This is a genomic window from Sphingomonas sp. SKA58 (assembly GCF_000153545.1).
GTDB lineage: Bacteria > Pseudomonadota > Alphaproteobacteria > Sphingomonadales > Sphingomonadaceae > Sphingobium > Sphingobium soli.
On sequence record NZ_CH959307.1, the window covers coordinates 736,097 to 759,026 of the forward strand.

24 protein-coding genes are annotated in these 22,930 nt (G+C 64.6%); 9 read left to right on the forward strand and 15 right to left on the reverse strand.

Annotated features, from left to right (window positions below; genetic code table 11):
- Positions 1 to 36: 36 nt before the first annotated feature.
- From SKA58_RS12965 to coxB, 11 genes are all read right to left on the reverse strand, one after another.
- A complete protein-coding gene (locus SKA58_RS12965; RefSeq protein WP_009822900.1) occupies positions 37 to 876 on the reverse strand; it encodes a hypothetical protein in 840 nt (279 codons plus the stop codon).
- Between the two features lie 509 nt (positions 877 to 1,385).
- Positions 1,386 to 1,991 (reverse strand): hypothetical protein, encoded by a 606-nt coding sequence (locus tag SKA58_RS12970; RefSeq protein ID WP_232209423.1) that lies wholly within the window; start codon positions 1,989 to 1,991, stop codon positions 1,386 to 1,388.
- Between the two features lie 47 nt (positions 1,992 to 2,038).
- Entirely contained in the window at positions 2,039 to 2,908 is an 870-nt protein-coding gene (locus tag SKA58_RS12975; protein WP_009822902.1) for a class I SAM-dependent methyltransferase, read from the reverse strand.
- A complete protein-coding gene (gene thrC, locus SKA58_RS12980) occupies positions 2,905 to 4,320 on the reverse strand; it encodes a threonine synthase (protein ID WP_009822903.1) in 1,416 nt (471 codons plus the stop codon). The genes SKA58_RS12975 and thrC overlap by 4 nt, the downstream gene beginning before the upstream one ends.
- Positions 4,321 to 4,364: 44 nt before the next feature.
- Positions 4,365 to 5,018, reverse strand: coding sequence for an SURF1 family protein (locus tag SKA58_RS12985; protein ID WP_009822904.1), 654 nt, complete (start codon positions 5,016 to 5,018; stop codon positions 4,365 to 4,367).
- 94 nt (positions 5,019 to 5,112) lie between these two features.
- Complete coding sequence (locus SKA58_RS12990; RefSeq protein ID WP_009822905.1) at positions 5,113 to 5,943, reverse strand: cytochrome c oxidase subunit 3; 831 nt, start codon at positions 5,941 to 5,943, stop codon at positions 5,113 to 5,115.
- Positions 5,944 to 5,978: 35 nt separating this feature from the next.
- The gene (locus SKA58_RS12995) at positions 5,979 to 6,554 is read right to left on the reverse strand and encodes a cytochrome c oxidase assembly protein (RefSeq protein ID WP_009822906.1); all 576 of its coding nucleotides are present in this window, start codon (positions 6,552 to 6,554) and stop codon (positions 5,979 to 5,981) included.
- On the reverse strand, positions 6,554 to 6,691 hold the full coding sequence (locus tag SKA58_RS20085; protein ID WP_009822907.1) for a hypothetical protein: 138 nt from the start codon (positions 6,689 to 6,691) through the stop codon (positions 6,554 to 6,556). Before SKA58_RS20085 ends, SKA58_RS12995 begins: the two co-directional genes overlap by 1 nt.
- On the reverse strand, positions 6,688 to 7,608 hold the full coding sequence (locus SKA58_RS13000) for a heme o synthase (protein ID WP_009822908.1): 921 nt from the start codon (positions 7,606 to 7,608) through the stop codon (positions 6,688 to 6,690). Before SKA58_RS13000 ends, SKA58_RS20085 begins: the two co-directional genes overlap by 4 nt.
- Positions 7,609 to 7,707: 99 nt before the next feature.
- Positions 7,708 to 9,378: a cytochrome c oxidase subunit I gene (gene ctaD / locus SKA58_RS13005; protein WP_009822909.1), complete on the reverse strand. Its 1,671-nt coding sequence runs from the start codon at positions 9,376 to 9,378 to the stop codon at positions 7,708 to 7,710.
- Positions 9,379 to 9,391: 13 nt separating this feature from the next.
- A complete protein-coding gene (coxB, locus tag SKA58_RS13010; RefSeq protein ID WP_009822910.1) occupies positions 9,392 to 10,459 on the reverse strand; it encodes a cytochrome c oxidase subunit II in 1,068 nt (355 codons plus the stop codon).
- A gap of 283 nt (positions 10,460 to 10,742) precedes the next feature.
- On the opposite strand from coxB, the gene pyrE reads away from it, so the two are divergent.
- The 6 genes from pyrE (at position 10,743) to SKA58_RS13040 (ending at position 14,995) form a co-directional block, all read left to right on the forward strand.
- Complete coding sequence (gene pyrE, locus SKA58_RS13015) at positions 10,743 to 11,324, forward strand: orotate phosphoribosyltransferase (RefSeq protein ID WP_009822911.1); 582 nt, start codon at positions 10,743 to 10,745, stop codon at positions 11,322 to 11,324.
- 4 nt (positions 11,325 to 11,328) lie between these two features.
- Positions 11,329 to 12,057 carry a pyridoxine 5'-phosphate synthase gene (locus tag SKA58_RS13020; protein WP_009822912.1) on the forward strand — a complete coding sequence of 243 codons (729 nt, stop codon included), beginning with the start codon at positions 11,329 to 11,331 and terminating at the stop codon, positions 12,055 to 12,057.
- A 109-nt stretch (positions 12,058 to 12,166) separates the two neighbouring features.
- Positions 12,167 to 12,568 carry a holo-ACP synthase gene (gene acpS, locus SKA58_RS13025; protein ID WP_009822913.1) on the forward strand — a complete coding sequence of 134 codons (402 nt, stop codon included), beginning with the start codon at positions 12,167 to 12,169 and terminating at the stop codon, positions 12,566 to 12,568.
- Between the two features lie 35 nt (positions 12,569 to 12,603).
- On the forward strand, positions 12,604 to 13,476 hold the full coding sequence (gene lepB / locus SKA58_RS13030) for a signal peptidase I (protein ID WP_009822914.1): 873 nt from the start codon (positions 12,604 to 12,606) through the stop codon (positions 13,474 to 13,476).
- A gap of 21 nt (positions 13,477 to 13,497) precedes the next feature.
- On the forward strand, positions 13,498 to 14,580 hold the full coding sequence (locus SKA58_RS13035) for an AI-2E family transporter (RefSeq protein ID WP_009822915.1): 1,083 nt from the start codon (positions 13,498 to 13,500) through the stop codon (positions 14,578 to 14,580).
- An 85-nt stretch (positions 14,581 to 14,665) separates the two neighbouring features.
- On the forward strand, positions 14,666 to 14,995 hold the full coding sequence (locus SKA58_RS13040; protein WP_009822916.1) for a hypothetical protein: 330 nt from the start codon (positions 14,666 to 14,668) through the stop codon (positions 14,993 to 14,995).
- Between the two features lie 62 nt (positions 14,996 to 15,057).
- Here SKA58_RS13040 and SKA58_RS13045 read toward each other — a convergent pair whose 3' ends face one another.
- Both SKA58_RS13045 and rpsU read right to left on the reverse strand, forming a co-directional pair.
- Positions 15,058 to 15,618 carry an FKBP-type peptidyl-prolyl cis-trans isomerase gene (locus SKA58_RS13045; protein WP_009822917.1) on the reverse strand — a complete coding sequence of 187 codons (561 nt, stop codon included), beginning with the start codon at positions 15,616 to 15,618 and terminating at the stop codon, positions 15,058 to 15,060.
- Positions 15,619 to 15,697: 79 nt separating this feature from the next.
- On the reverse strand, positions 15,698 to 15,904 hold the full coding sequence (gene rpsU, locus SKA58_RS13050) for a 30S ribosomal protein S21 (protein ID WP_009822918.1): 207 nt from the start codon (positions 15,902 to 15,904) through the stop codon (positions 15,698 to 15,700).
- Between the two features lie 225 nt (positions 15,905 to 16,129).
- Between rpsU and SKA58_RS13055 the strand changes: the two genes are divergently transcribed.
- Positions 16,130 to 16,888: a class II aldolase/adducin family protein gene (locus SKA58_RS13055; RefSeq protein ID WP_009822919.1), complete on the forward strand. Its 759-nt coding sequence runs from the start codon at positions 16,130 to 16,132 to the stop codon at positions 16,886 to 16,888.
- Between the two features lie 14 nt (positions 16,889 to 16,902).
- On the opposite strand, the gene SKA58_RS13060 is transcribed toward SKA58_RS13055, so the two are convergent.
- Together SKA58_RS13060 and SKA58_RS13065 are read right to left on the reverse strand one after the other, a co-directional pair.
- Positions 16,903 to 20,481: a hydantoinase B/oxoprolinase family protein gene (locus SKA58_RS13060; RefSeq protein ID WP_009822920.1), complete on the reverse strand. Its 3,579-nt coding sequence runs from the start codon at positions 20,479 to 20,481 to the stop codon at positions 16,903 to 16,905.
- A 169-nt stretch (positions 20,482 to 20,650) separates the two neighbouring features.
- Positions 20,651 to 21,217: an outer membrane protein gene (locus tag SKA58_RS13065; RefSeq protein ID WP_037543164.1), complete on the reverse strand. Its 567-nt coding sequence runs from the start codon at positions 21,215 to 21,217 to the stop codon at positions 20,651 to 20,653.
- Between the two features lie 315 nt (positions 21,218 to 21,532).
- Between SKA58_RS13065 and SKA58_RS13070 the strand changes: the two genes are divergently transcribed.
- A complete protein-coding gene (locus SKA58_RS13070; RefSeq protein WP_037543166.1) occupies positions 21,533 to 22,243 on the forward strand; it encodes a hypothetical protein in 711 nt (236 codons plus the stop codon).
- The coding region (locus tag SKA58_RS13075; RefSeq protein ID WP_009822922.1) for a hypothetical protein at positions 22,243 to 22,930 on the forward strand (688 nt) is incomplete at its 3' end. The genes SKA58_RS13070 and SKA58_RS13075, both read left to right, overlap by 1 nt.

Here is a 22,930-nt window from a genome sequence, read left to right on the forward strand (position 1 = left end):
AAGGGGGCGGTGCTGGATGCACCGCCTACACCCTAATCAAAATCGCCGATGCGCGGCAGCATCCACGGTGTCACAGGTGCCGCGAAAGGCGTAATCGCCCGTGCCCTTGATACTGATCTGACCGCTCATCCGATTGATCTGAATGCGCGGCTTGTTGAGGCCGTTAAGCCGATATTCTCCACTGACATGATCGGGCTGGATGGAAACGGCGTAGACGTCCCACCAGCCATCGTTCGTCCCGCGAGAATGGATTGGCGGGATCAACTTGGCAGGCAGCTTGATCCGGCCGCCACCCGCCCAGAATTGCAGCATGACGGATGCGTCGAACTGCTGCGCCGTCATGTCGACGCGGTTACCATAGATATAGCGTTTGCGATCATGATCCCAGGTCCAGCCATAGCGGTTCTCAAGGCCGGGGCGCTGACCATCCCCGAAGCAGACGAGGCCGATCTCCACCGACTGCCCGTCGATCATCGGCCTTTCTTCCGATGCGGCATAGCTGGGCGATTCGCGTCGCGCCGGCGCATATGCCGCAGGCGGCGCATCCGTGCGATCGTGCCGGCGATATGCTTCGTCAGTCCGGCCGGCAGCGTGATCCTGACCACAATCGGGCGCAGGGCTGTCCGTAATGGCCTGATAACGACCATCCATGGTGACCACGCTGAGGCAAAGATGCCGCTCGGGATGCCACCAATAGCTCCACTTTCGGTCATCCCCGGTTTCGGTACGCACGAAGCGGTAGCCCCGCGCCTGAAGCTGGGTTTCCCCGCCGGCGCCCCGCGCGCCTACGAGGTCGGCGACATCAGACGGGGTCTGGGCCGCGGCCGGAATAGCCGCGATGGTGAAAAGGAAAAGCAGATAGCGCGAAGCAATCATGACAGCCTCACGGCAGTTCAGGATCAATATATATCCCAACTGCAGGCGAAGTTCCAGCGGCGTGCCTGCGCCAGATCGCCGGGATTTTTCCGGTTTGCCAAGACATGAGAGGGGCCGCCGGGCGGAAATACCCCCGACGGCCCATCATTGACATGGTCAGCGGCCAGAAGCGCCGCCCAGTGGGAAATGGTGAATCGCGCTCTATCAGGGGAGGAGCGGGCCTGTATGTCGGCCTTCGCAAGGCTCCGGAATCACCCTGACATTCTCGACGCTTGCGCGTCGATCAGCGGCGCATTCCCCGAATGGACTTGACCGACCCCATTGCTGAACCATGAGACATCGGATCACCTCCTTTCGCTATGTTGAGCCCGTGTGGCCGCCGCGAGAGCAAATCCGCATCCGTCCACAGAGCGAAATGTGAATCAGACGAAGGCGATCTTCAAGCCTTGTTTTATTCTTTTTTGGAATCATACTTGTACGTCTGCGTCGCGCCGGCATCGCGTTCCCGATCAGGCGCGACAATCCTCCACCACCCGCGCGATTTCCGCCCAGACCGGCACGACCAGAGGCGCGATGCCGGATGCATCGACGCCGATCTTGCCACGGCTATAGGCCATCTGGTCCAGCACGCCGTCGCTCGCCGCCCGCGCGGCGACCAGGGCCGGCTGCGCGCCACCCTGGGCGGTGGCGGGCCAGCTGACCGCGCCATAGCTGGTGCGGATCACGATCGCGCCCTGCCCTGCGCCATAGCGCGTCAGGATGACGCGGCGGCTCGCCAGGTCGCAGCGCAGCGTCAGCAGCGGCTGCGCCGGCGGGCCGAACCGAGCAATGCTGCCCCGCTGTTCGGCGCTGTAGCTCCAATTACCTGGCGTCAACGGGCGATCGGCCCAGGCGACTGAGGAAGCGACCGGGGTTGCGGGCGCGGGGGCCGGAGCAGGTGCAGGCGCAGGCGCAGGCGAAGGGGCCGGCGCAGGCCGGGGCGCGGGCGCCGGGCGGGCACGGGCCGGCCGCGTGGGCGCTGGCGCATTGCCGGGAGGGCCGACGCACGAGGCCAACAGCACCAGGAGGGACGAAGCGGTAGCAAAGGTCGAGGAAAAGCGCATGGTCCCCGTCATGCCGGACCGCGCCGAACGGCTCAACCCGAAAAGGACCGATGGTGCGATCAGCGCCGCCAGCGCGCCCAAATGGCGGTCGGCAGCAGCAGCCCGCGCCGTTCCTCCCGCACCGCCAGTTCGCCTGCTTCCACCGTGCCGGGCAGGTCGGCGAACGCCTGACGCAGCAATTCCCCGATCGCCAGCGCCGACATGCGCACGGCGTAAACGGTCAGGAACAGAAAATGGCTGTCGGCGTCGAGCAAGGCGCGGCAATTGGCGATCAGGCCCGGCAAATCCTCCTCCAACCGCCACACCTCGCCATCAGGGCCACGGCCATATTTCGGCGGATCGAGCAGGATGCCGTCATAGCGGCGCCCGCGCCGAACTTCGCGGGCAACGAATTTGGCGGCATCCTCGACGATCCAGCGGACCGGCCGGTCCTCCATACCCGACAGCGCCGCATTGGCGCGCGCCTGCGCCACCGATTTCTTCGACGCATCGACATGGACCATCCGCGCGCCGCCGGCCGACAGGGCCAGTGTGCCGACGCCCGTATAGCCGAACAGGTTCATTACCTCCGCATCGGGCTTGTCGGCGATGGAACCGCGCAAATCGTCCCACACCGGCGCCATGTCGGGAAAGAAGCCCAGATGGCGAAAGGGCGTGCAGCTCGACTGGAACGTCACCTCTTTCCAATGGAGCGGCCAGCCCTCGACCGGCACCGGCTGCTCATAATACCAGCGGCCGCCGCCATCCTCGTCCGATCCGGGAATGAATTCGCCGTCCGCGCGCCAATCGTCACTCGCGGGCTGCCACATCGCCTGCGGTTCGGGGCGGATGAAGCGGAAACGGCCATAGCGTTCCAGCTTGCGCCCGTTGCCCGAATCGATCAGGCCATAGTCCGACCAGGGTTCGCCGATGAGGGTCGTGAGGTTCAAGCCGGACCGGCTCCGTGCCGCGGCGTCGCGCGCTCAGCGACATAGGTGGTGATTGCCTCGAACGTGGCGGGCAGACGGTCATAATGCTCTTCGCGCGCGAACAGGTCGCCCACCCGCGCCGGCAGCGGCGGACGCAGGCCGGTCGCCCGCTCCACCGCATCGGGAAATTTGGCGGCATGGGCGGTCGCCAGCGTGACAACGGGCACGTCGGCGCCAACGTCAGCGGCGCGTGCGGCGGCAAGGCCGATGGCACTGTGCGGATCGATCACGTGCCCCGCTGCGTCATAGGCCCAGCGCATCGCCATGGTCATGGCATCGGCGTCGATGCGCGCCGATGACAGCAGGCCCGCCGCGCCGTCGCGCTGCGCATTGGTGAGGCGCATCGCACGGCTCGATTCGAAACCCCGCATCTGGTCGGCAAGCGCCGCGCCATCGCGGCCGCCCGCGTCGAACAACAGCCGCTCGAAATTGGAGCTGACTTGAATGTCCATGCTAGGCGTGGCGGTAGGCACGACCTGCCCCTGGCTATAATCGCCCTCCCCCAGCGCGCGGTGGAGAATATCGTTCACATTGGTCGCGACGATCAGCTTTGCCACCGGCAGGCCCATCCGTGCGGCGACATAGCCGGCAAAGACGTCGCCGAAATTGCCGGTCGGGACGGAAAAGGCCACGGCCCGTTCCGGCGCGCCCAGGCGCACGGCAGCGTAGAAATAATAGACGATCTGCGCCATCAGGCGCGCCCAGTTGATGCTGTTGACGGCGGACAGGTTGAAGCGGCTCTTGAAATCCGCATCGTTGAACATGGCCTTCACCAGCGCCTGCGCATCGTCGAAGCTGCCGGAGATGGCGATATTATGGATGTTGGGCGCGCGCACCGTGGTCATCTGACGACGCTGGACGTCGGACACGCGGCCTTCGGGGTGCAGCATGAAGATGTCGATCTTCGCACGTCCCGCCACCGCATCGATCGCCGCCGATCCGGTATCGCCCGACGTAGCGCCGACAATGGTCAGATGATCGTCCCGGCGCGACAGGAAGCGTTCAAACAAATGGCCGAGCAGTTGCAGCGCCACGTCCTTGAAGGCGAGCGTGGGGCCATGGAAGAGTTCGAGCATCCACTGCTGATGGTCCAGCTGGACCAGCGGCGTCACGGCCTGATGGCTGAACCGGGAATAGGCGGCCGCGCACAAGTCGCGCAATTCGTCTTCACTGAGCGATCCGGCAACGAACGGAGTCATGACCCGAACGGCGGTTTCGACATAGGAGAGGCCGGCCATCGCGCGAATCTGGTCAGCGGTGAAGGCCGGCCATTGCGTGGGCAGGTAAAGGCCGCCATCCGACGCCAGCCCCGCCAGCGTCACATCCTCAAACCCGAGCGCCGGCGCGCTCCCCCTGGTGCTCTGATATTGCATGATGGCTAAGCGCGGTAGCGGCAGCGAGCGCGGGGAGCAAGCGTTTAGGCGGGCTTGCCGCTGCCGCCTCGCCGGCGCAGGGCCAATATGTAGATCACCACCGCCACCGCCGCGAAGAGGAACCATTGGACGGCATAGGCCAGGTGATTGTTGGGAAGATCGGCGACGCTGGGTGGTGCCAGCGGCTTGAGGCCGGGTGGGGCGGATCGGGCGATCAGCATGGGTCGGAGTGGCGGAGCTGCACCGCCGACGCGAGAGAGCAGCGGGCGATGGTCGGGTTCCTGGCTGATCCAGCCGGCAATCTGGCCGCCGGTCCAGCTGGGCACCTGATCGGGCTTTTGCCCGACGCCGACTGCGACCAGCACGCCCGGCCCTTCCGCGCCGGTGGCGCACTGCGCGATATGGCGATAGCCGGTGCTGCCATCGGCCGCCCGCCCGGCCTCCACGCGCCAGTCGACCACGCGCAGGCAATGCACGGACGATCGGCGGAACAGCAGGTCGGGCGCAATCGGCGGCAGCATGGGAAAGGCGACGGGGGGACGCTGGGGATTTGCCGCAGCCAGGGCGATGGCGTCACGTTTTTCGGCGCGGCGCTCCAATTGCCAGATGCCAAGGCCGATCATCGTGAGGACGGCGAGGGTGACCAGCAGCGTGGGCAGGGTCGGGATGCGTGTAGAAGGGTGAGACGGTCCGGTCATGCGGGATGCTTACCCAATAGCTGCCGATAGAGAAACGGCCGGCGTGTGAAGCGCCGGCCGTCGATCCTGATTGCAATATCGTCCGTGCGCCGGCTCAACCGCCGTGGACCGGCGCGCTCCAGCCGCCCCAGACATAGATGGCGACGAAGAGGAACAGCCAGACGACGTCGACGAAATGCCAGTACCAGGCCGCGGCTTCGAAGCCGAAATGCTGGCGCGGGGTGAAATGCCCCTGATAGGCGCGGACCAGATTGACGATCAGGAAGATCGTGCCGACCAGGACGTGGAAGCCATGGAAGCCGGTCGCCATATAAAAGGCCGAGCTGTAGGGATTGCCACCGAAGCCGAAAGGCGCGTGCATATATTCATAGGCCTGGATGCTGCTGAACAACGCGCCCAGGATGATGGTGCACCACAACCCTTTGATCAGGCCGTCGCGGTCGCCATGGATCAGACTGTGATGCGCCCAGGTGACGGTCGTGCCCGAACACAGCAAGATGAGCGTGTTGAGCAAAGGCAGCTCAAACGCATTCATCACCTCGATATCCTTGGACGGAAAGAGGCCGTCGATCGGCGGCAGCAGGCTGGGGAAGAGCGCAAAGTCGAAAAAGGCCCAGAACCAGCCGACGAAGAACATGACTTCGGACGCGATGAACAGGATCATGCCATAGCGCAGATGGAGTTGCACCACCGGCGTATGATCGCCCGCATGCGCTTCGCTGATGACATTGCCCCACCAGCTGAACATGGTGAACAGCACGCCGGCCAGCCCAATCAGGAAGACCCAGCCGCCGCCCGGCCCCATGGCGTCGGGATGCATCCACATGATCGCGCCCAGCGCCATCACCAGCGCCGACATCGAGCCGAAAAACGGCCAGATGCTGGGCGGAAGAATATGGTAATCGTGATTCTTGGCGCCTGCCATGCGTATCTTCCCCGTTTCCTGTTCTGTGCCGGACCTTAGCCCGCCTTCTGCCCCTGCTCAACAGGGTAGAAAGTGTAGCTCAGCGTAATCTCTTGCGTATCCTTATTGTCGGGATCGGCCAATATCTTGGGATCGACATAATAGAGCACCGGCATCCGCACTTCCTGCCCCGGCTGCAACGTCTGCTGGGTGAAGCAGAAACATTCGATCTTGGTGAAATAAGCGCCGGCCTGAGTCGGAGTGACGTTGAAGCTGGCGGTGCCGGTGACGGGCCGATCCGACATATTTTTGGCGACGAAAATGGCCATCGACTTGGCGCCCACGGTCACGGTCTGCGTCGGGCGTTCGGGATGGAATTGCCAGGGCATGCCGGGCTGAACATTCGAATCGAACCGGATCGACAGCATGTGCCCGGTCGCCTGCTGCACATCCACGCCAGCATCGGCGCGCTGCGTCGTGCCGTTAAAGCCTGTTTGCTGGCAGAAGATACGATAGAGTGGCACCGAGGCGAAGCCGAGCCCCAGCATGGCGAGGCCGACGCCGATCATGGCGAGGAAGGTGCGCCGGTTGCGCCGCGCGCGATCAAAGGGCGAGGGCGGAAGCGTGGCCATCAGATCGCGTCGCTCGCGCCGATCTTCGCCAGCGTGATGGCAAAGAATAATATGACGAGAAAGCCGAGCAGCAGGCCGGTCACGATGGACCGCGACTTTTGCCGGGCGCGCACCAGATCCTGTTCTTCGGGCGTCATGCCAGCAGCCAGCGGTCAACGACCACCGCCCCAAACAAGAGGAAGAGGTAGAGGATCGAATATTTGAACAGGCGCTTTTCCGGCTTCATGCGCGCAGGATCGCTTTCGCGCCGGCGATAGACCTGAAAGGCGAACAGCGCGAACAGCGCCGTACCCAGCAGCGCAGTCGTGCCGTAGATGACACCGGTGAGATTCAGCAGAACGGGCGCGAGCGCCGCGACCGCCATGATGGCGGTGTAGAACCAGATTTGCCGCCGGGTCGCGACCTCGCCCGACACGACGGGTAGCATGGGGATGCCGGCGGCGGCATAATCGGTCTTCACGAACAGGGCGAGCGCCCAGAAATGGGGCGGCGTCCAGAAGAAGATCAGCATGAAAAGGGCAATGGGCAGCGCGCTGACATCGCCGGTCACGGCCGCCCAGCCGATCACTGGCGGGAAAGCGCCGGCTGCGCCGCCGATGACGATATTCTGCGCCGTGCGGGGCTTGAGCCAGATGGTGTAGACGAAGACATAGAAGAGGATCGAGACGGCGAGCACGGCGCTCGCCAGCCAGTTGGTCGCCATGCCCATCAGGATGACCGAGAAGAAGGAGAGGCCGACGCCAAAGTGCAGCGCGGCTTGCCGGTCCATGCGGCCGGCCGGCAGCGGGCGGGAGGCGGTGCGCTTCATCTTTGCATCGATATCCGCTTCCCACCATTGGTTGAGCGAGGCGGCGGCGCCCGCGCCAAGCGCAATGCAGAGAATGGCGGTGAAGGCGAGGACCGGGTGGATATGGCCGGGCGCGGCGAGGAGGCCGCACAGGCCGGTGAACACGACCAGCGTCATCACGCGCGGCTTCGTCAGCGCGACGAAGTCGCGCCAATGGGCCGGCAGGACGGGCGTGTGAACCCCGGTCAGGAAGGGCGAACTGGCCATAATCTCCTCATGCGATCAGCGCGCATCCTACACCCGCGCACCGATGTCGCGCAAATGGGCGGAAGGTCCAAGCCGTCCGCCCATGTGCGTCCCCGTTTGTCAGTCGACGACGGGCAGCGTTTCAAACTGGTGGAAGGGCGGCGGGCTGGTCAGCGTCCATTCCAGCGTCGTCGCGCCTTCGCCCCACGGATTGCCTTCCGCCTTCTTGCCGGCCGCCAGCGACCAGATCAGGTTGACGAAGAAAATCAGCATGCCCGCTGCCATGATTTCATAGCCATGGCTGGCAATGCCGTTCCAATAGGCAAAGGCTTCGGGATAATCGGGGTAGCGACGCGGCATGCCCGACAGGCCCAGGAAGTGCATGGGGAAGAACAACAGGTTCACGCCGGCGAAGAAGACCCAGAAATGGAGCTGGCCGAGGAACTCGTTATACATTTTGCCCGACATTTTCGGGAACCAGTAGTAGAAGCCGGCGAACAGGCCGAACACCGCGCCCAGCGAGAGCACATAGTGGAAGTGCGCCACGACATAATAAGTGTCGTGCAGCACATCGTCGACGCCGCCATTGGCAAGCACCACACCGGTGACGCCACCCACGGTGAAGAGGAAGATGAAGCCCAGCGCCCAGACCATCGGCGTCTTGAAGCTGATCGAGCCGCCCCAGATCGTCGCGATCCACGAGAAGATCTTGATGCCGGTCGGCACCGCGATGACCATGGTCGCAGCGGTGAAATACATCTTCACGTTCACCGACATGCCGGTGGTGAACATATGGTGCGCCCAGACGACGAAGCCGACCACGCCGATCGCGACCATGGCATAGGCCATGCCGAGATAGCCAAAGACGGGTTTGCGGCTAAAGGTCGAGACGATCTGGCTGATGATGCCGAAGCCCGGCAGGATCATGATGTAGACTTCGGGGTGGCCGAAGAACCAGAAGAGATGCTGGTAGAGTTCGGGATCGCCGCCGCCTGCCGCATCGTAGAAGGTCGTGCCGAAATTGCGATCGGTCAGCAGCATGGTGATCGCGGCGGCCAGCACCGGCAGGGCGAGCAGCAGCAGGAACGCCGTGACCAGCACCGACCAGACGAACAGCGGCATCTTGTGCAGGGTCATGCCCGGCGCGCGCATGTTGAGGATGGTGGTGATGAAGTTGATCGCGCCCAGGATCGAGGACGCGCCGGCGATGTGCAGCGACAGGATCGCCATGTCGACGGCAGGTCCGGCCGACCCGCTGGTCGAAAGCGGCGCATAGACGGTCCAGCCGGTCCCCGCGCCATTGCCGGTGCCGCCGGGGACGAAGGTCGAACCCAGAAGCAGCGCGAAGGCAGGGATGAGTAGCCAGAAGCTGATATTGTTCATGCGCGGGAAGGCCATGTCCGGCGCGCCGATCATGATTGGCACGAACCAGTTGCCAAAACCGCCGATCATCGCAGGCATCACCATGAAGAAGACCATGATGAGACCATGCGCGGTGATGAGCACGTTCCAGAGGTGATAGGCCTGATCCAGAGTCGCCGAAGGGCCGTCGCTGAAGCGTGCCCAGGTCTGGAGATACTGGATGCCCGGTTCCGCCAGTTCGGCGCGCATCAAGCCCGAAATCGCGCCGCCGATGATGCCGGCGATGATCGCGAAGATCAGATAGAGGGTGCCGATGTCCTTGTGGTTGGTGGACATGAACCAGCGCTGGAAGAAGGCTGGCTTGTGATCGGCGTCATGATCATGCCCATGGGCGTGATCGCCATGATGATCTGCGGTAATGGTGGTCATGGCCTTGCCCCTCTCAAAGCGTCGTCGAACCGGCGTCGCTGGCCGGCGGTCCGGGCAGTGCGCTGCCCTGTTGCGGTCCCATCTGGCCGGCCGGGGCGGCGGTGCCGCCCTTCAACGTGCCGCCCTGCGAAAGGACCCACTGGTCGAACTGAGCCGGCGGCAGCGCCTCGATCGCGATCGGCATGAAGCCGTGGCGCGCGCCACACAGTTCGGAACATTGCCCGTAATAGACGCCGGGCTTGTCGATGGTGAAGCTCTTTTCATTGAGGCGGCCGGGGACGGCGTCCATCTTCACCCAGAGCGAGGGCACGGCAAAGCTGTGGATCACGTCGGCGCCGGTGATGATCAACTTGATCGGGCGACCGACCGGCAGCACCAGACGATTGTCGGGTGCCAGCAGATAGGGCTCGCCATTGGCCTTCGCCTGATCCTCCGTCAGCATGTTCGACACAAATTCAGGAATGCCGGCGTCGGGATATTCATAGCCCCAATACCATTGATAGCCCGTGACCTTGACGGTCAGCGCATCCTTGGGCGCGGGGCGATACTGGTCGGCGAGCAGTCCGATCGAAGGCACCGCGATCGCCAGCAGAATCAGCACCGGAACCACCGTCCAGACGACTTCGATCACGGTATTGTGCGAGGTTTTGGACGGCACCGGGTTGGCGGCGCGGCGATAGCGCCACATCACATAGAGCATCAAAACCAGGACGAAGATCGAGATGATGGTGATGATCGGCACCAGCATGACATCGTGCAGCCAGCGGGCGGTCCTGCCGGTTTCGGTAAACTGTTCCTGCAACGTGATTTCGCCCGGACGCGGCATGCCGATGCCTTCGGTCGGCTTCATGCGCGGCGGCGGCGCAACCTTGGCCGCAGGTGCCGCTTCACTGACATTCGCGACATTGGCATCGGCCGAATCGGCAGGCGCACCAGGATCGGAGGATTTGGGATCGGCATCGACCGGCGTGGCGGCAACGGGTGCGGCCGCTTCATTCTGCGCAAGCGCCTGGCCATTCATCGCCATCGCCGGCGCAAAAGCCAGCAGACCAGCGAGAATGAACGATTTCACCTTCATCATAGCGTCTTCGTACCCCTAACCCCTTGGCGCCGCTGCAACGAAAACGCATCCATTTTGCCGTCCTCGCCCGTTCGGTCTGCGGCGGCTTATAGGGATGCTTTCCCGCTGCCTCAAGCACAGATGGAGCAGATTTTCTTCGCTGTTGCAACGCATCCCCGGCCCGCCTATCTCGCTGCTTCGCGCACAGGGGCGCGGCATGGCGGCGTGTCTGCGCGCGGCCATGGGGTGAAGGCGGCCCGGCCACCGACAGGGTGCCGGCCGCGCGACGGGATGTGAATGCGACATGACTGACGAGGACGTATTGGCGGAATTCCGAGCGGCGGGCGCGCTGCTGGAGGGGCATTTCATTCTGTCGTCGGGTCGTCGCAGCGGCAATTATCTGCAATGCGCACGGGTGCTGATGAATGCCGAGCGCGCCGGCAAGCTGGCGCGCGCGATGGTGCAGAAACTGCCCCGCGAAGTGCGCCAGGACATTGATCTGGTGGTGTCGCCGGCGATGGGTGGCCTCATCATCGGGCATGAAGTCGGCCGCGCGCTGGACCGGGACGCGATTTTTCTGGAGCGGCCGGAAGGGACGTTCGAATTGCGCCGGGGCTTTGCCATCACGCCGGGACAAAAGATACTGATGGTCGAGGATGTCGTGACCACCGGCCTGTCGTCACGCCAGGCGATCGAGGCGGTGGAGGCCGAGGGCGGCATCGTGATCGGGGAAGTGGCGCTGGTCGACCGGTCGGCGGGCGAGGTCGATCTGGGCGTGCCCTTCTATCCGCTCGTGTCGATCAATTTCCCGGTCTATGACGCGGACGCGCTGCCACCGGAACTGGAGGCCATTCCCGCGACCAAGCCCGGCAGCCGGAAGCAATAGCCCCATGCCCACGCCGCTGCGCCTCGGGGTCAATATCGACCATGTCGCGACCATCCGCAACGCGCGGGGCGGCGCGCATCCCGATCCGGTGAAGGCCGCGTTGCTGGCCGTTAAGGCGGGCGCGGACGGCATCACCGCCCATCTGCGCGAGGATCGCCGCCATATCCGCGACGAGGATATCGCGATGCTGATGGCAGCGCTGGACGTGCCGCTCAATCTGGAGATGGCGGCGACGCAGGAAATGCTGGAGATCGCGCTGCGCCACAAACCGCACGCCGCCTGCATCGTGCCCGAAAAGCGCGAGGAGCGCACGACAGAAGGCGGGCTGGACGCAGCGGGGCAGTATGAGGCGCTGGCACCGATCGTCGAGAAGCTGGACGAGGCCGGCATCCGCGTGAGCCTGTTCATCGAGGCGGACGCCGCGCAGATCGACGCAGCCATCCGGCTCGGCGCGCCCGTGGTCGAATTTCACACCGGCGCCTATGCCCATCTCGACGGAGCGGCGCGCGCGGGCGAACTGCGCCGAATCGCCGATGCCGCCGCGCTGGCAGCCAAGAACGGGATCGAGCCGCATGCCGGCCATGGCCTGACCTTCGACAATGTCGGACCGGTCGCCGCCATCCCGCAGATCGCCGAACTCAATATCGGCCATTTCCTGATTGGCGAGGCGATTTTCGGCGGGCTGGAAGGCAGCATTCGCGAGATGCGGCGGCAGATGGATCTGGCGCGGTGATGCTCCCAAGCAGGTATCCCGGCAGAGGCTTGGATCGCAGGCGTCAAGGGTTCAATCTGGAGGCCCAAGACCCCCGCCTTCGCTGGGGTGACGGCCTTGGACGGCCGTCATGATCATCGGACTTGGATCCGACCTCTGCAATATCGAGCGTATCCAGAATTCGCTCGATCGCTTCGGCGACCGCTTCATCCAGCGGGTCTTCACGCCGGTCGAGCAGGCCAAGGCGGCGCGACGTCCGCTGACCCGCGCGGGCACGCTGGCCAAGCGCTTCGCCGCCAAGGAGGCTTTTTCCAAGGCGGTGGGCACGGGGTTCAGGGCAGGCGTGTTCATGAAGGATATCGGCGTCGTCAATGCGCCGTCCGGCGCACCGACGCTCGCGTTGACCGGCGGCGCGCTGACGCGGCTGGAGTCGATGGTGCCGGTGGGTTATAGGCCGGTCATTCACCTGACGCTCACGGACGATCATCCATGGGCGCAAGCCTTCGTCATCATCGAGGCGCTGCCTTCGTGACCCTGCCCCCCGCCGAACGCCAAGAGACTTCGCCCATGCCGGCCATCGACACGCCCCAGGACAGCGCCGCGCAAGCCGGGGAGCAGGAAAAGGACGGCGTCAACTGGTGGCATGAACTGCGCAGCATCACGCTGCTGATCCTGGCGGTGCTGGCGTTCCACAGCTTCGTCGCCAAGCCTTTCTACATTCCGTCCGAATCGATGATGCCGGTGCTGCTGACCGGCGACCGGCTGGTGGTGAGCAAATTCCCCTATGGCTGGTCCTATGTCTCGCCCAGCTTCCACCCCCTGCCCTTCCTCAAAGGGCGCGTGCTCGGGCGCCTGCCCCAGCGCGGGGACATCGTCATCGTGTCCCCCCACAACCGGCGGGAGGATTATATCAAGCGGGTGATCGGCCTGCCCGGCGACATCATCGAAGTGCGGGGCGGCCAGGTGATCCTCAATGGCACCGCGGTCAAGCAGAAGGCGATGAAGCCGCTGCGCCTGCCGGTCGATGGCAACGCCCCCTGCTCGCCCGATCAGTTTCCCGGCGCGCGCGTGCACGGCGCGGACGGTCGCGACTATTGCGAACTGCCGGTGCGGCAGGAAATCCTGCCCAATGGCAAGACCTACCTCACCATCGACATGGGACCAAGCGCGCTAGACTGGTACGGCCCGGTGCGCGTGCCGGCCGACCATGTCTTCCTGATGGGGGACAATCGCGACAACAGCGCCGACAGCCGCGCGCCGCTGGCGGAAAACGGCCTTGGCGGGCCGGTGCCGTGGGAGGCGATCGGCGGCCGGGCCGAATTCATCACCTTCAGCCTGGACGGCGACGCCAGCTGGAATCCGCTCAGCTGGATCCACGCCTTCCGCAGCGGTCGAGCCGGGAACAGCCTGCGTCCACGGAGCGTTGCTGCCCCTGATTGACGATCAGAGGGGCACGGGGTTTTGAGCGAGACACACAAGCATGTCGAGGAACCCGGCCCCAGCGAAGTGCGCAGCCCCCTGGTCCAGCAGGAACTGAAGCGCGCCGGCGTCTGGTTCGGGCTGGCGATCGCCATCGCGCTGACGGCGCTGCTGGCGCAGCCGCTGATGCTGATCCTAGGGGCGATGGTGCTAGCCACGATGATGGACGGCGGATCGCGGTTGCTGGGGCGTATCCTGCCGATCGGCAGGGGCTGGCGGCTGACGATTGTCCTGTTGAGCGCGGTCGCTTTTCTGGTGTGGACATTCTACCTTACTGGATCGAGCCTGGCTGCGCAGGCGCAGGCGATGCGCACCATCGTCGAGGCGCAGGTCACGCGGATTGGCGGCTGGATGCAGCAACTCGGCATCACGGCCACGCCCAGCGATTTGAAAGGCCTGGCCCAGCAGGCAATGAGTTCCATGGGGCGCGTGACGGCGGCGCTCGGCACGGCAATGGGTGCGATCACCGGCGGCGCGATGATGCTGGTACTGGCCATCTTCCTGGCGACCGAACCCAAACTCTACGAGCGCGGGGTCGCCTGGATGCTGCCGATGGACAAGCGCGCGCAATTCTACACCATTGCCGACAAGATGGGCTGGACGCTCCGCCGGCTGATGTTCGGGAGAATCATCGGCATGTCGGTCGAAGGCGTGGGCACCTGGCTGCTGCTGTGGGTGTTCGGCGTGCCGATGGCCGGGTTGCTGGGCATCCTCACCGGCCTCCTCGCCTTTCTGCCCAATATCGGGGCGATCATATCGGGCGTGCTCATTGTCCTGGTGGGCTTTTCCGGGGGCATGGACACGGGTCTCTACGCCGTGGGGGTTTATCTGGTCGTGCAGATCGTCGACGGCTATCTGATCGTGCCGATGGTGGCCAAGCGCGCGGTCGATTTGGCCCCTGCGCTGGTGCTGGCGGCGCAGATCCTGTTTGGCGCACTGTTCGGCATCATCGGCCTGTTCCTGGCTGACCCGATCGTCGCGATGATCAAAGTCTATCTGGAGGAACGGTCGAAAGCATCCAGGTCCGACAGGGACAAGGCGCTGCTACAGCCCGCCGACGGTTGATCCAGGGTCAAATATCATAGGGAACATACGGGCTTTCCGTCGCTTGCTTTCAGCGTAAGATAGAAAAAACTGAAAGGAGCGGATCATGATGATGGACCTCGACAAGCAGAAGAAATTGCATTTCGATCTCACGAATGTGGGATTGCGCGCGCAGGCGACGGCGGCTGGATTGCTTCAGCTGTGCCTTGAACTGCGCGATTCGGGTATTCTGGACGAACCGGCGATCGACAGGATCAAGAATGCGATCGCCTGCGATATCGAGGTGTCCGCGCCCCGGTCAGTCGCCTGCCCCGAATATCGCCGCGATGTGCGCGAGCGGCTCGACAAGCTGTTTGCCGGACAGGCCAAGGTCGGCGATGCAGGGGCACTTGCCTTTGGCGAGACGCCGGAAACCATCTGCAGTGACAACCAGTAAGGCAAAAGAAAAGGGGCCGACAGGCGGCCCCTTCCTCTCACTCGACTGGCTGCACGGCTTACTTATTGCCCCGGCTGCGGCGCCGCGCTCTGCTGCTGCATCATCTGCTGCTGCAACTGCATCAATTCCGCCTTGGACTTGAAGTCATGCAGGGTCACATCGAAGACCAGCACCGAGCCACCGGGGATCGGGCCATTGTCTTCAGCACCGTAACCCAGTTCCGACGGAATCCAGAGCCGGTACTTGCCGCCCTTCTTCATCTTTTGCAGGCCTTCGGAAAAGCCGGGCACGACGCCATCGACGGGCATCGGCGCCTGCGGATTTTCATCGAACACCGTGCCGTCCAGCAGCGCCCCCTTATAGCCGACAAGCGCGACATCGCTGCTCGTCGGGCTGGGGCCGCTGCCCTCTTCCAGCACCTTGTACTGGAGGCCCGATTCGGTCGTAACCACGCCCGTTTCATGGGCATTCTGAGCCAGGAAGGCAGCCGGCGACGGCGCGACGCCCTGCTGCCCCGCCCAGGCGAGGCCGCCCGCTGCCAGCGCGACGATGGCAACGCCGATCCAGAGCCGGGTCAGCGACCCCTTAGCGATGGGACGAAGGGGAACAGCCGTCGTGGACATGGGCGATGCTCGCTAAAATCAGGGCAGGAAAGTCGTCAGCGGACGGGGGCGGCGCCGCCCTCGTCCGGGATCGGGCGTCTTAACGAACGCCGTCGCGCTCGGCGCGCTTGCGTTCCATCTTGCGCGTGCGACGAACCGCGGCCGCCTTTTCACGAGCGCGCTTTTCCGACGGCTTCTCATAGTGACGGCGCAGCTTCATTTCGCGATACACGCCCTCGCGCTGCAGCTTCTTCTTGAGCGCGCGAAGAGCCTGGTCGACATTATTGTCGCGAACGATGATCTGCATAAGTCCGTCAATCTCCAATCAAAAACGGGCGGGTCGCCGGGACGTTTCTGTCCTTCCCGACGGCTCGACCGAATAGCAAAGCCAGTGAGTCGTCGCAGGTCGCCCTGCGCCATGTGGGCGGCGCCCTACCAGCAGAGTCGCGCAAACTCAAGCCTAAAGGCCATGATCTCGACTTTTGCGCCGGGCGGGCGGATAGTGGCCCGATAATAGACAGGAGGATCGCCAATGGCCAGCGCCGCATACAAAGCCGACATGACGCCGCAGGAATGGGAGGCGCGCCAGCAACTCGCCGCCTGCTACCGCATATTCGACCATATGGGATGGTCGGAACTGATCTACAACCATATCACGCTGCGCGTGCCGGGCGAGGAGAGCGCCTTCCTGATCAACCCGTTCGGCCTTGGCTATCAGGAGGTGACGGCATCCAATCTGGTCAAGATCGACATTGACGGCCAGGTGCTGGACGGCAGCCCCTATCCAGTGAACCGCGCAGGGTTTACCCAGCATAGCGTCTTTCACCGCCACCTGCCCGACGCTCATTGCATCGTCCACACCCACACGACCGCAGGGATGGCGGTGAGCGCCTGCGCTGAAGGATTGCGGCCGATCAGCTTCTACGCCGCCGCCTTTGCAGGGCAGATCGCCTATCATGATTTTGAAGGCGTCACGATCCGGCCCGAGGAAGGCGACAGGCTGATCGCCAATCTGGGCAGCAAGCGGGTGATGATGCTGCGCAATCATGGCACGCTGGTCATGGCGGCGAGCCTGCCGGAAGCCTTTTTGAAACACTGGTCCTTGCAGCGCGCCTGCGAGATCCAGGTTGCGGCCAGCGCGGCGGGCACGCCGGTCGACATCCCGGCCGACGTGATCGCCGTGCATCAGCGAGACCTGGCCGGCGTGCAATTGCCGGTCGGGCCGGGCGTTTCCGATTTCCAGGCGATGGTGCGGGTAATCGACCGGATCGATTCAAGCTGGAGGCAGTAAGCCGGGGCCGCGGGTCAGGCCTTGCCGAACCCGCCGCCACCGGGCGTTTCGATGATGAAGGCGTCGCCGGCGCAAAGATCGACCGTGGCGGTGCTGCCAAGCGGTTCGACGGTGCCGTTGGCGCGCTCCACCCAGTTGCGCCCCGGCGCGCCGTCCGCGCCGCCGTTCAGGCCGAAGGGCGGCACCGTCCGTCGGTTGGCCAGGATGCCGGCCGTCATATCCTCTAGGAAGCGAATGCGGCGCACCGCGCCATCGCCGCCCCGATGCCGCCCTGCCCCGCCGGAACCGGACCGGATGGAAAATTCCTCCAGCAATACCGGGAATCGGGTTTCCAATATTTCGGGATCGGTCAGCCGGCTGTTGGTCATATGTGTCTGGACCACCGAAGCGCCGTCGAAATCCGGTCCCGCGCCCGATCCGCCAGCGATCGTCTCATAATATTGGTGCCGGTCATTGCCGAAGGTGAAATTGTTCATCGTGCCCTGCGCCCCGGCCATGACGCCCAGCGCGCCGAAGATCGCGTCCGTGACGACCTGGCTGGTTTCGACATTGCCCGCGACCACGGCAGCGGGGTGACGCGGCCGCAGCATCGACCCTTCGGGCACGATAATGGTGATGGGTTTAAGGCAGCCGTCATTCATCGGCACAGCCTCGTCAATCAGCGTGCGCACGACATAAAGCACGGCAGCGCGCACGACCGACAGGGGCGCGTTGAAATTGCCGGGCAGCTGGTCCGACGATCCGGTAAAGTCGATGGTGGCGGCGCGCGCGTCGGCATCAATGGCGACGGCGACTTTGACATATGCGCCATTGTCCATGGCATAGGTGAAGCAGCCGTCGGCAAGGCGCCCGATCAGCCGGCGGACGGCCGATTCGGCTTGATCCTGAACATGGGCCATATAGGCTGCAACGGTCTCGACCCCATATTCGTTACTTATCCGTATCAATTCAGATGCACCCTTGGCGCAGGCGGCGATCTGGGCGGACAGGTCGGCGATATTCTGGTCGATATTGCGGGCGGGATAAGGCCCTGAGCCAAGCAGGTCGCGAATCGCCACTTCGCGAAAATCGCCGCGATCGACGACCAGCAGATTGTCGAGGATGACGCCTTCTTCCTCCACCGACTGACTGCCCGGCGGCATCGACCCGGGCGTGATGCCGCCAATATCGGCATGATGCCCCCGCGCCGCGACGTGGAAGGCAGGCGCGGGGCGGCCTTCGACGAAAACCGGCATGATGACCGTGACGTCGGGCAGATGGGTGCCGCCGTCATAAGGCGCGTTGAGCGCGTAGACATCGCCCGGCTGCATGCCGCGCCCGTCGATCGGCCGCCCGTCCGCACCGGGACCGCGGCGTTGCAGGATAGCGCGGATACTGTCCCCCATGCTGCCCAGATGGACCGGCATATGCGGCGCATTGGCGACCAGATTGCCGGCGGCATCGAACAGCGCGCAGGAAAAATCGAGCCGTTCGCGAATGTTGACGGAGGAGGCGCTATGCTGAAGCGCGGCGCCCATTTCCTCGGCGATCGCCATGAAAAGCCCGCCCATCACCTCGAGCCGTACAGGGTCGACGCCGCTGCTTCGGCTCGCCTCTGGCGCGGGGCGGGGCTGGTGCCGGCTGAGGATGAGATTGCCGATGGCGTCCACGCGCGCGCGCCAGCCCGGCTCCACGACGGTGGTCGATACAGGGTCGATGACAAGCGCGGGACCGTCAATGTCGCTGTCGCGATTGAGGCCGGCGCGATCATGCACGGGCGCGGCACGGCCGCCGCAATCGACCTGCGCCAGCGGGGGCGCAGCCGCATCGGGGAAGAAGACAATATCGTCCATCGCCGCCCGGGTGGACGCGATCGCCTCGACCCGCGCCATGTCGATCAGGATCGCGCCACGCCCGTCGAAGCCGAAGCGCGCGCGGTGCTGCGCCAGGAAGTCCGCGCGCATCGCCGGCAAATCAGCAAGCGGCACGTCGAACAGGCTGTCGGTGCGGTCATAGCGAAGCCGCAGCAGGATTTCGGTCCGGTCCGCCTGCGGCAGATCGGCGCGCGCGTCCGCCTCCATGGCGGCGAGTGCGGCCTCCAGCTGTGACATGGCGTCAGGCGCGAGCGGCAAGGCGAGCGTGCGTTCCCGCACCGCCCGCCGGTCGGCCAGACCCATGCCAAAGGCCGACAAGACACCGCCAAGCGGATGGATCATTACCCGGTCCATGCCGAGGGCGTCGGCGACCAGACAGGCATGCTGCCCGCCCGCGCCACCAAAACTGGCCAGGGTATAGCGCGCCACGTCATGGCCGCGCGCGACGGAAATGCGCTTGATGGCGTTCGCCATATTGGCGACGGCAACGGCGATGAAGCCCTCCGCCGCCTCGCGCGGGGTCATCACGCGGCCCGTTTCCTCCTTCACCTGCGCGCAGAGGGTGGCGAAACGCTGCGCCACGACGTCGCGATCCAATGGCTGGTCCCCGTTCGGGCCGAAGAGGCTGGGGAAGAAACCGGGCTGGATCTTGCCCAGCATGACGTTGCAATCGGTGATGGTAAGCGGCCCGCCGCGCCGGTAGCAGGCCGGTCCCGGCACTGCGCCCGCGCTTTCCGGCCCGACGCGAAAGCGACCATCGACAAAGGTGCAGATGGAGCCACCGCCCGCCGCGATCGTGTCGATCCGCATCATCGGCGCGCGCAGGCGAACGCCGGCCACCCGCGCTTCATTGTCCCGTTCATAGCTGCCGGCATAATGGGAGACATCGGTCGATGTGCCCCCCATATCAAAGCCGATCACGTCACGGAAACCCGCCTGTTCCGCGGTGCGCGCCAAACCGACGATGCCGCCCGCCGGCCCGGACAGGACGGCGTCTTTGCCGCGGAACAGCGATCCGGGGGTCAGGCCGCCATTGGATTGCATGAAGAGCATGTCGGCCCGCCCGCCCAGAGCCGCGTGAAGCCCATCCACATAGGCGCGCAGCACAGGCGAGAGATAGGCGTCGGCCAGCGTGGTGTCGCCCCGGCCCACCAGCTTGATCAGCGGCGTAACATCGTGGCTGATGCTGATCTGGGTGAAGCCGACATCGGCAGCGATTTGCGCCAGTCGTTGTTCATGCGTGGGGTAGCGATAGCCGTGCATCAGCAGGATCGCGACAGCGCGCAGCCCCTGGCCATATGCCGACTGGAGCGCGGCGCGCGCGGCCGGTTCGTCCAGTGCCACGCGCACGTCGCCATTGGCGGTCATCCGCTCGTCGATCTCGATGACGTCGTGATGGAGGGGATCGGGCAGGCGGATATTGCGCGCGAACAGATCGGGGCGTTCCTGCGTACCGATGCGAATGGCGTCGCGGAACCCGCGCGTGACGGCAAGGAGGACGGGCTCACCCTTACGCTCCAGCAAGGCATTGGTCGCGATGGTCGTGCCGATGCGCAGCGAACAGGGCGGGATAGGGCCGTCGCCTACGCCAGTGAGGCGGCGAACCGCTTCGACCGCGGCATCGGCATAGCGTTCAGGATCGCTGGAGAGCAGCTTGGCAGTGTGCAACCGCCCATCGGGGTCGCGCGCGACCACGTCGGTGAAGGTGCCGCCACGATCGATCCAGAAATGCCAGGTCATGGCATGCTGATGGCTGGCATCATGGGATATGGCAAGACGGGTCTGGGCGAATGCGGAACGGCTGCAGTCCTAAAAGCCGTTCCGCACCCCAACTCTCAGCCCGGGCGGGAGAGAGGTGACTGGTGAGAGACGGAACGAACAACCCGTGCCCGTCCCGTCCCTTCAAACATCAAAATTTCGCGACGACACCGGCCATCGGACGGATCGAGCGGAAATTGCCGAGCGTGTCGGCCTGAACGCGTAGACGGATGTTGCTGCTCTGGGCCGAGCTGCCCATGTCTGCGGGCGACAGTTCGACGCCAGCACCATAGGTCGTGCCATGGAAGTCGGGGCTGTCAGGACCAAGCGCGTCAAAATTGACCCACTTGTAACCGACCTTACCGAAAATCAGGCTGTCCTTGCCCGCTTTGACCCCCGCGCGGCCCGCAACGCCATATTCCCAGTCGATGTCGCCCGACACACCTTTGGATGCGGTGCCTTCGACGCCGACCACGAGCGGCCCTGCGACATTGTAATTCACGCCGGCGACGCCTTCGACCATACGGCCCTTATAGCCGACGGGCGGGATGCCCTCCTTGCCGGTTTCGCTATCGAAATTATGCACGCCACCCATGACGCCGACATAGGGTTCGATGCGGCGGGTAGCGCCGGCGTCATCGACTGACCCGCTTTGGGCCATCGCGACGGCGGGAATCAGGGACGCGGCAGCGGCTGCCGAAATAAGCAGTGTCTTCATGGGGTTTGACCCTTTGATCTGTTGTTGATGCTTGCGGCGGTTTGGACCCGCCGGGCCGCGCAAATGGTGCTTCAAGCGACCGGAGCGGCAGGGATCAAAATGACCTTGGGCATCGGAAGGTTTCCCGCCTGAATGACGAAAGTGCGGCAAAGCGCGATATTGTGGCGCAGAAAACACGGTTTCTGTCAGCCATATGAACAATAGGCGTGTTTCCTGAACGCTGCATAAATCAAAGTTTCGCAAGGGATCGGCTATTCACAACCAATTCAAACTCCACGCGTTACGCCAAGCAGCAAGAGGATAAGGAGACAGGCGATGACTGGACCTGCAAGACGGTTTCTGGCCGCCATCGGCTTGGCTGGCGCGTTGGCACTGGGCGGTTGCGCCTATGACGATGGCTATGGCTATGGCGGGGTGGGTGTTGGCAGCGGCTATTATGGCGGCGGCTATTATGACCCCTATTACAGCCCGGGCTATGTCGGCGGCGGCTATGGCTGGTACAATGATTTTTATTATCCGGGCACGGGATATTATGTCTATGATCGCGGCGGCCGGCGTCATCGCTGGACGGCCAGCCAGCGGCGCTACTGGGAAGCGCGGCGAAACGATCGGCGCGACGGCCGGTGGCGGGACCGCGATCGTGACGGACGGCCCGGCTGGCGCGGCGATGGACGGCCCGATCGTGATGGACGCCCCGGCAATTGGCAACGGCCGGATCGCGATGGACGGCCCGATCGTGATGGGCGTCCGGGCAATTGGCAACGGCCGGACCGTGACGGACGTCCCGGCAATTATGGTCGCCCGCGTCCCAATGGCAATGACGGTCGCGGGGACGGGCGTGGTCGATGGAATGGCGGGCGCGGGCGCGATGGCGCGGCCACGGTCCGTCCGTCGCCCAGGCCCCAGGCAAGTCAGCCCCGGCCCCAACGCAGCATGAGCGCGCGGCCTTCGCCAGGATCGCGCATGTCCCGGCCAATGCGGTCGGGCGGCGGCCGTGAACCGGCAAATCGGGTGCGCCCGAACTGATGCGGGGAGCGATCAGGACAAGCGCGCTGGCCACCCTCCTGCTCGTCGCGGCCTGCGACGGGCGGGAGGAGAGCGCAATCGACAATCTGGCCAATGGCGCCAATCAGGCGCAAGTGCAAAATAATGTGCGCGCCGAAGCGATGGCGCTGATGGAACCGCTCGCCCCGCCGGAACCCGGCACGCCGGGCGGCCTGCCGGTGGATCCCGCGCCCATCGAAGAAGGGTCGATCGACCCGGACAGTGCGCAGGGCGCGGCCCAGGTGGTGCAGGGCTATTATGGATTGCTGGAAGAAAAGCGGTTCGAGGATGCGCAGGATATGTGGAATCCCGCAACAGCGATCGGCGCGCAGGATGACGCGCATTTCGCGGCGCGGTTCCGGGGTTTCAGCGAAATCCACGCCAATATCGGTGCGCCGTCAGAGCCCGAGGGTGCCGCCGGCTCGCTCTATGTGACCGTTCCGGTTCAGGTTTATGGCCGCATCGCCGCAAACGGCAAGCCTTGGTATGCGCTGCGGCAGGTGACGCTGCGCAGGGTCAACGACGTGCCCGGATCGACGGAAGAACAGCGCCGCTGGCACATCCAGTCGATCGGCGCCTATGCTCCTGAGGAGGCGCAGGTTGCGTCCAGTGTGACCGCGCCGATTTCCATCACCGATGGCATGGCGCGCAGGAAGCAGGCAGAAGCGA

Bases quoted from the DNA above. Each gene is read 5' to 3' on its own strand.
- SKA58_RS12965 (WP_009822900.1), bottom strand. From the start codon at position 876: ATGATTGCTTCGCGCTATCTGCTTTTCCTTTTCACCATCGCGGCTATT.
- SKA58_RS12970 (WP_232209423.1), bottom strand. From the start codon at position 1,991: ATGACGGGGACCATGCGCTTTTCCTCGACCTTTGCTACCGCTTCGTCC.
- thrC (WP_009822903.1), bottom strand. From the start codon at position 4,320: ATGCAATATCAGAGCACCAGGGGGAGCGCGCCGGCGCTCGGGTTTGAG.
- SKA58_RS12985 (WP_009822904.1), bottom strand. From the start codon at position 5,018: ATGACCGGACCGTCTCACCCTTCTACACGCATCCCGACCCTGCCCACG.
- SKA58_RS12990 (WP_009822905.1), bottom strand. From the start codon at position 5,943: ATGGCAGGCGCCAAGAATCACGATTACCATATTCTTCCGCCCAGCATC.
- SKA58_RS12995 (WP_009822906.1), bottom strand. From the start codon at position 6,554: ATGGCCACGCTTCCGCCCTCGCCCTTTGATCGCGCGCGGCGCAACCGG.
- SKA58_RS20085 (WP_009822907.1), bottom strand. From the start codon at position 6,691: ATGACGCCCGAAGAACAGGATCTGGTGCGCGCCCGGCAAAAGTCGCGG.
- SKA58_RS13000 (WP_009822908.1), bottom strand. From the start codon at position 7,608: ATGGCCAGTTCGCCCTTCCTGACCGGGGTTCACACGCCCGTCCTGCCG.
- ctaD (WP_009822909.1), bottom strand. From the start codon at position 9,378: ATGACCACCATTACCGCAGATCATCATGGCGATCACGCCCATGGGCAT.
- coxB (WP_009822910.1), bottom strand. From the start codon at position 10,459: ATGATGAAGGTGAAATCGTTCATTCTCGCTGGTCTGCTGGCTTTTGCG.
- pyrE (WP_009822911.1), top strand. From the start codon at position 10,743: ATGACTGACGAGGACGTATTGGCGGAATTCCGAGCGGCGGGCGCGCTG.
- SKA58_RS13020 (WP_009822912.1), top strand. From the start codon at position 11,329: ATGCCCACGCCGCTGCGCCTCGGGGTCAATATCGACCATGTCGCGACC.
- acpS (WP_009822913.1), top strand. From the start codon at position 12,167: ATGATCATCGGACTTGGATCCGACCTCTGCAATATCGAGCGTATCCAG.
- lepB (WP_009822914.1), top strand. From the start codon at position 12,604: ATGCCGGCCATCGACACGCCCCAGGACAGCGCCGCGCAAGCCGGGGAG.
- SKA58_RS13040 (WP_009822916.1), top strand. From the start codon at position 14,666: ATGATGATGGACCTCGACAAGCAGAAGAAATTGCATTTCGATCTCACG.
- SKA58_RS13045 (WP_009822917.1), bottom strand. From the start codon at position 15,618: ATGTCCACGACGGCTGTTCCCCTTCGTCCCATCGCTAAGGGGTCGCTG.
- rpsU (WP_009822918.1), bottom strand. From the start codon at position 15,904: ATGCAGATCATCGTTCGCGACAATAATGTCGACCAGGCTCTTCGCGCG.
- SKA58_RS13055 (WP_009822919.1), top strand. From the start codon at position 16,130: ATGGCCAGCGCCGCATACAAAGCCGACATGACGCCGCAGGAATGGGAG.
- SKA58_RS13060 (WP_009822920.1), bottom strand. From the start codon at position 20,481: ATGACCTGGCATTTCTGGATCGATCGTGGCGGCACCTTCACCGACGTG.
- SKA58_RS13065 (WP_037543164.1), bottom strand. From the start codon at position 21,217: ATGAAGACACTGCTTATTTCGGCAGCCGCTGCCGCGTCCCTGATTCCC.
- SKA58_RS13070 (WP_037543166.1), top strand. From the start codon at position 21,533: ATGACTGGACCTGCAAGACGGTTTCTGGCCGCCATCGGCTTGGCTGGC.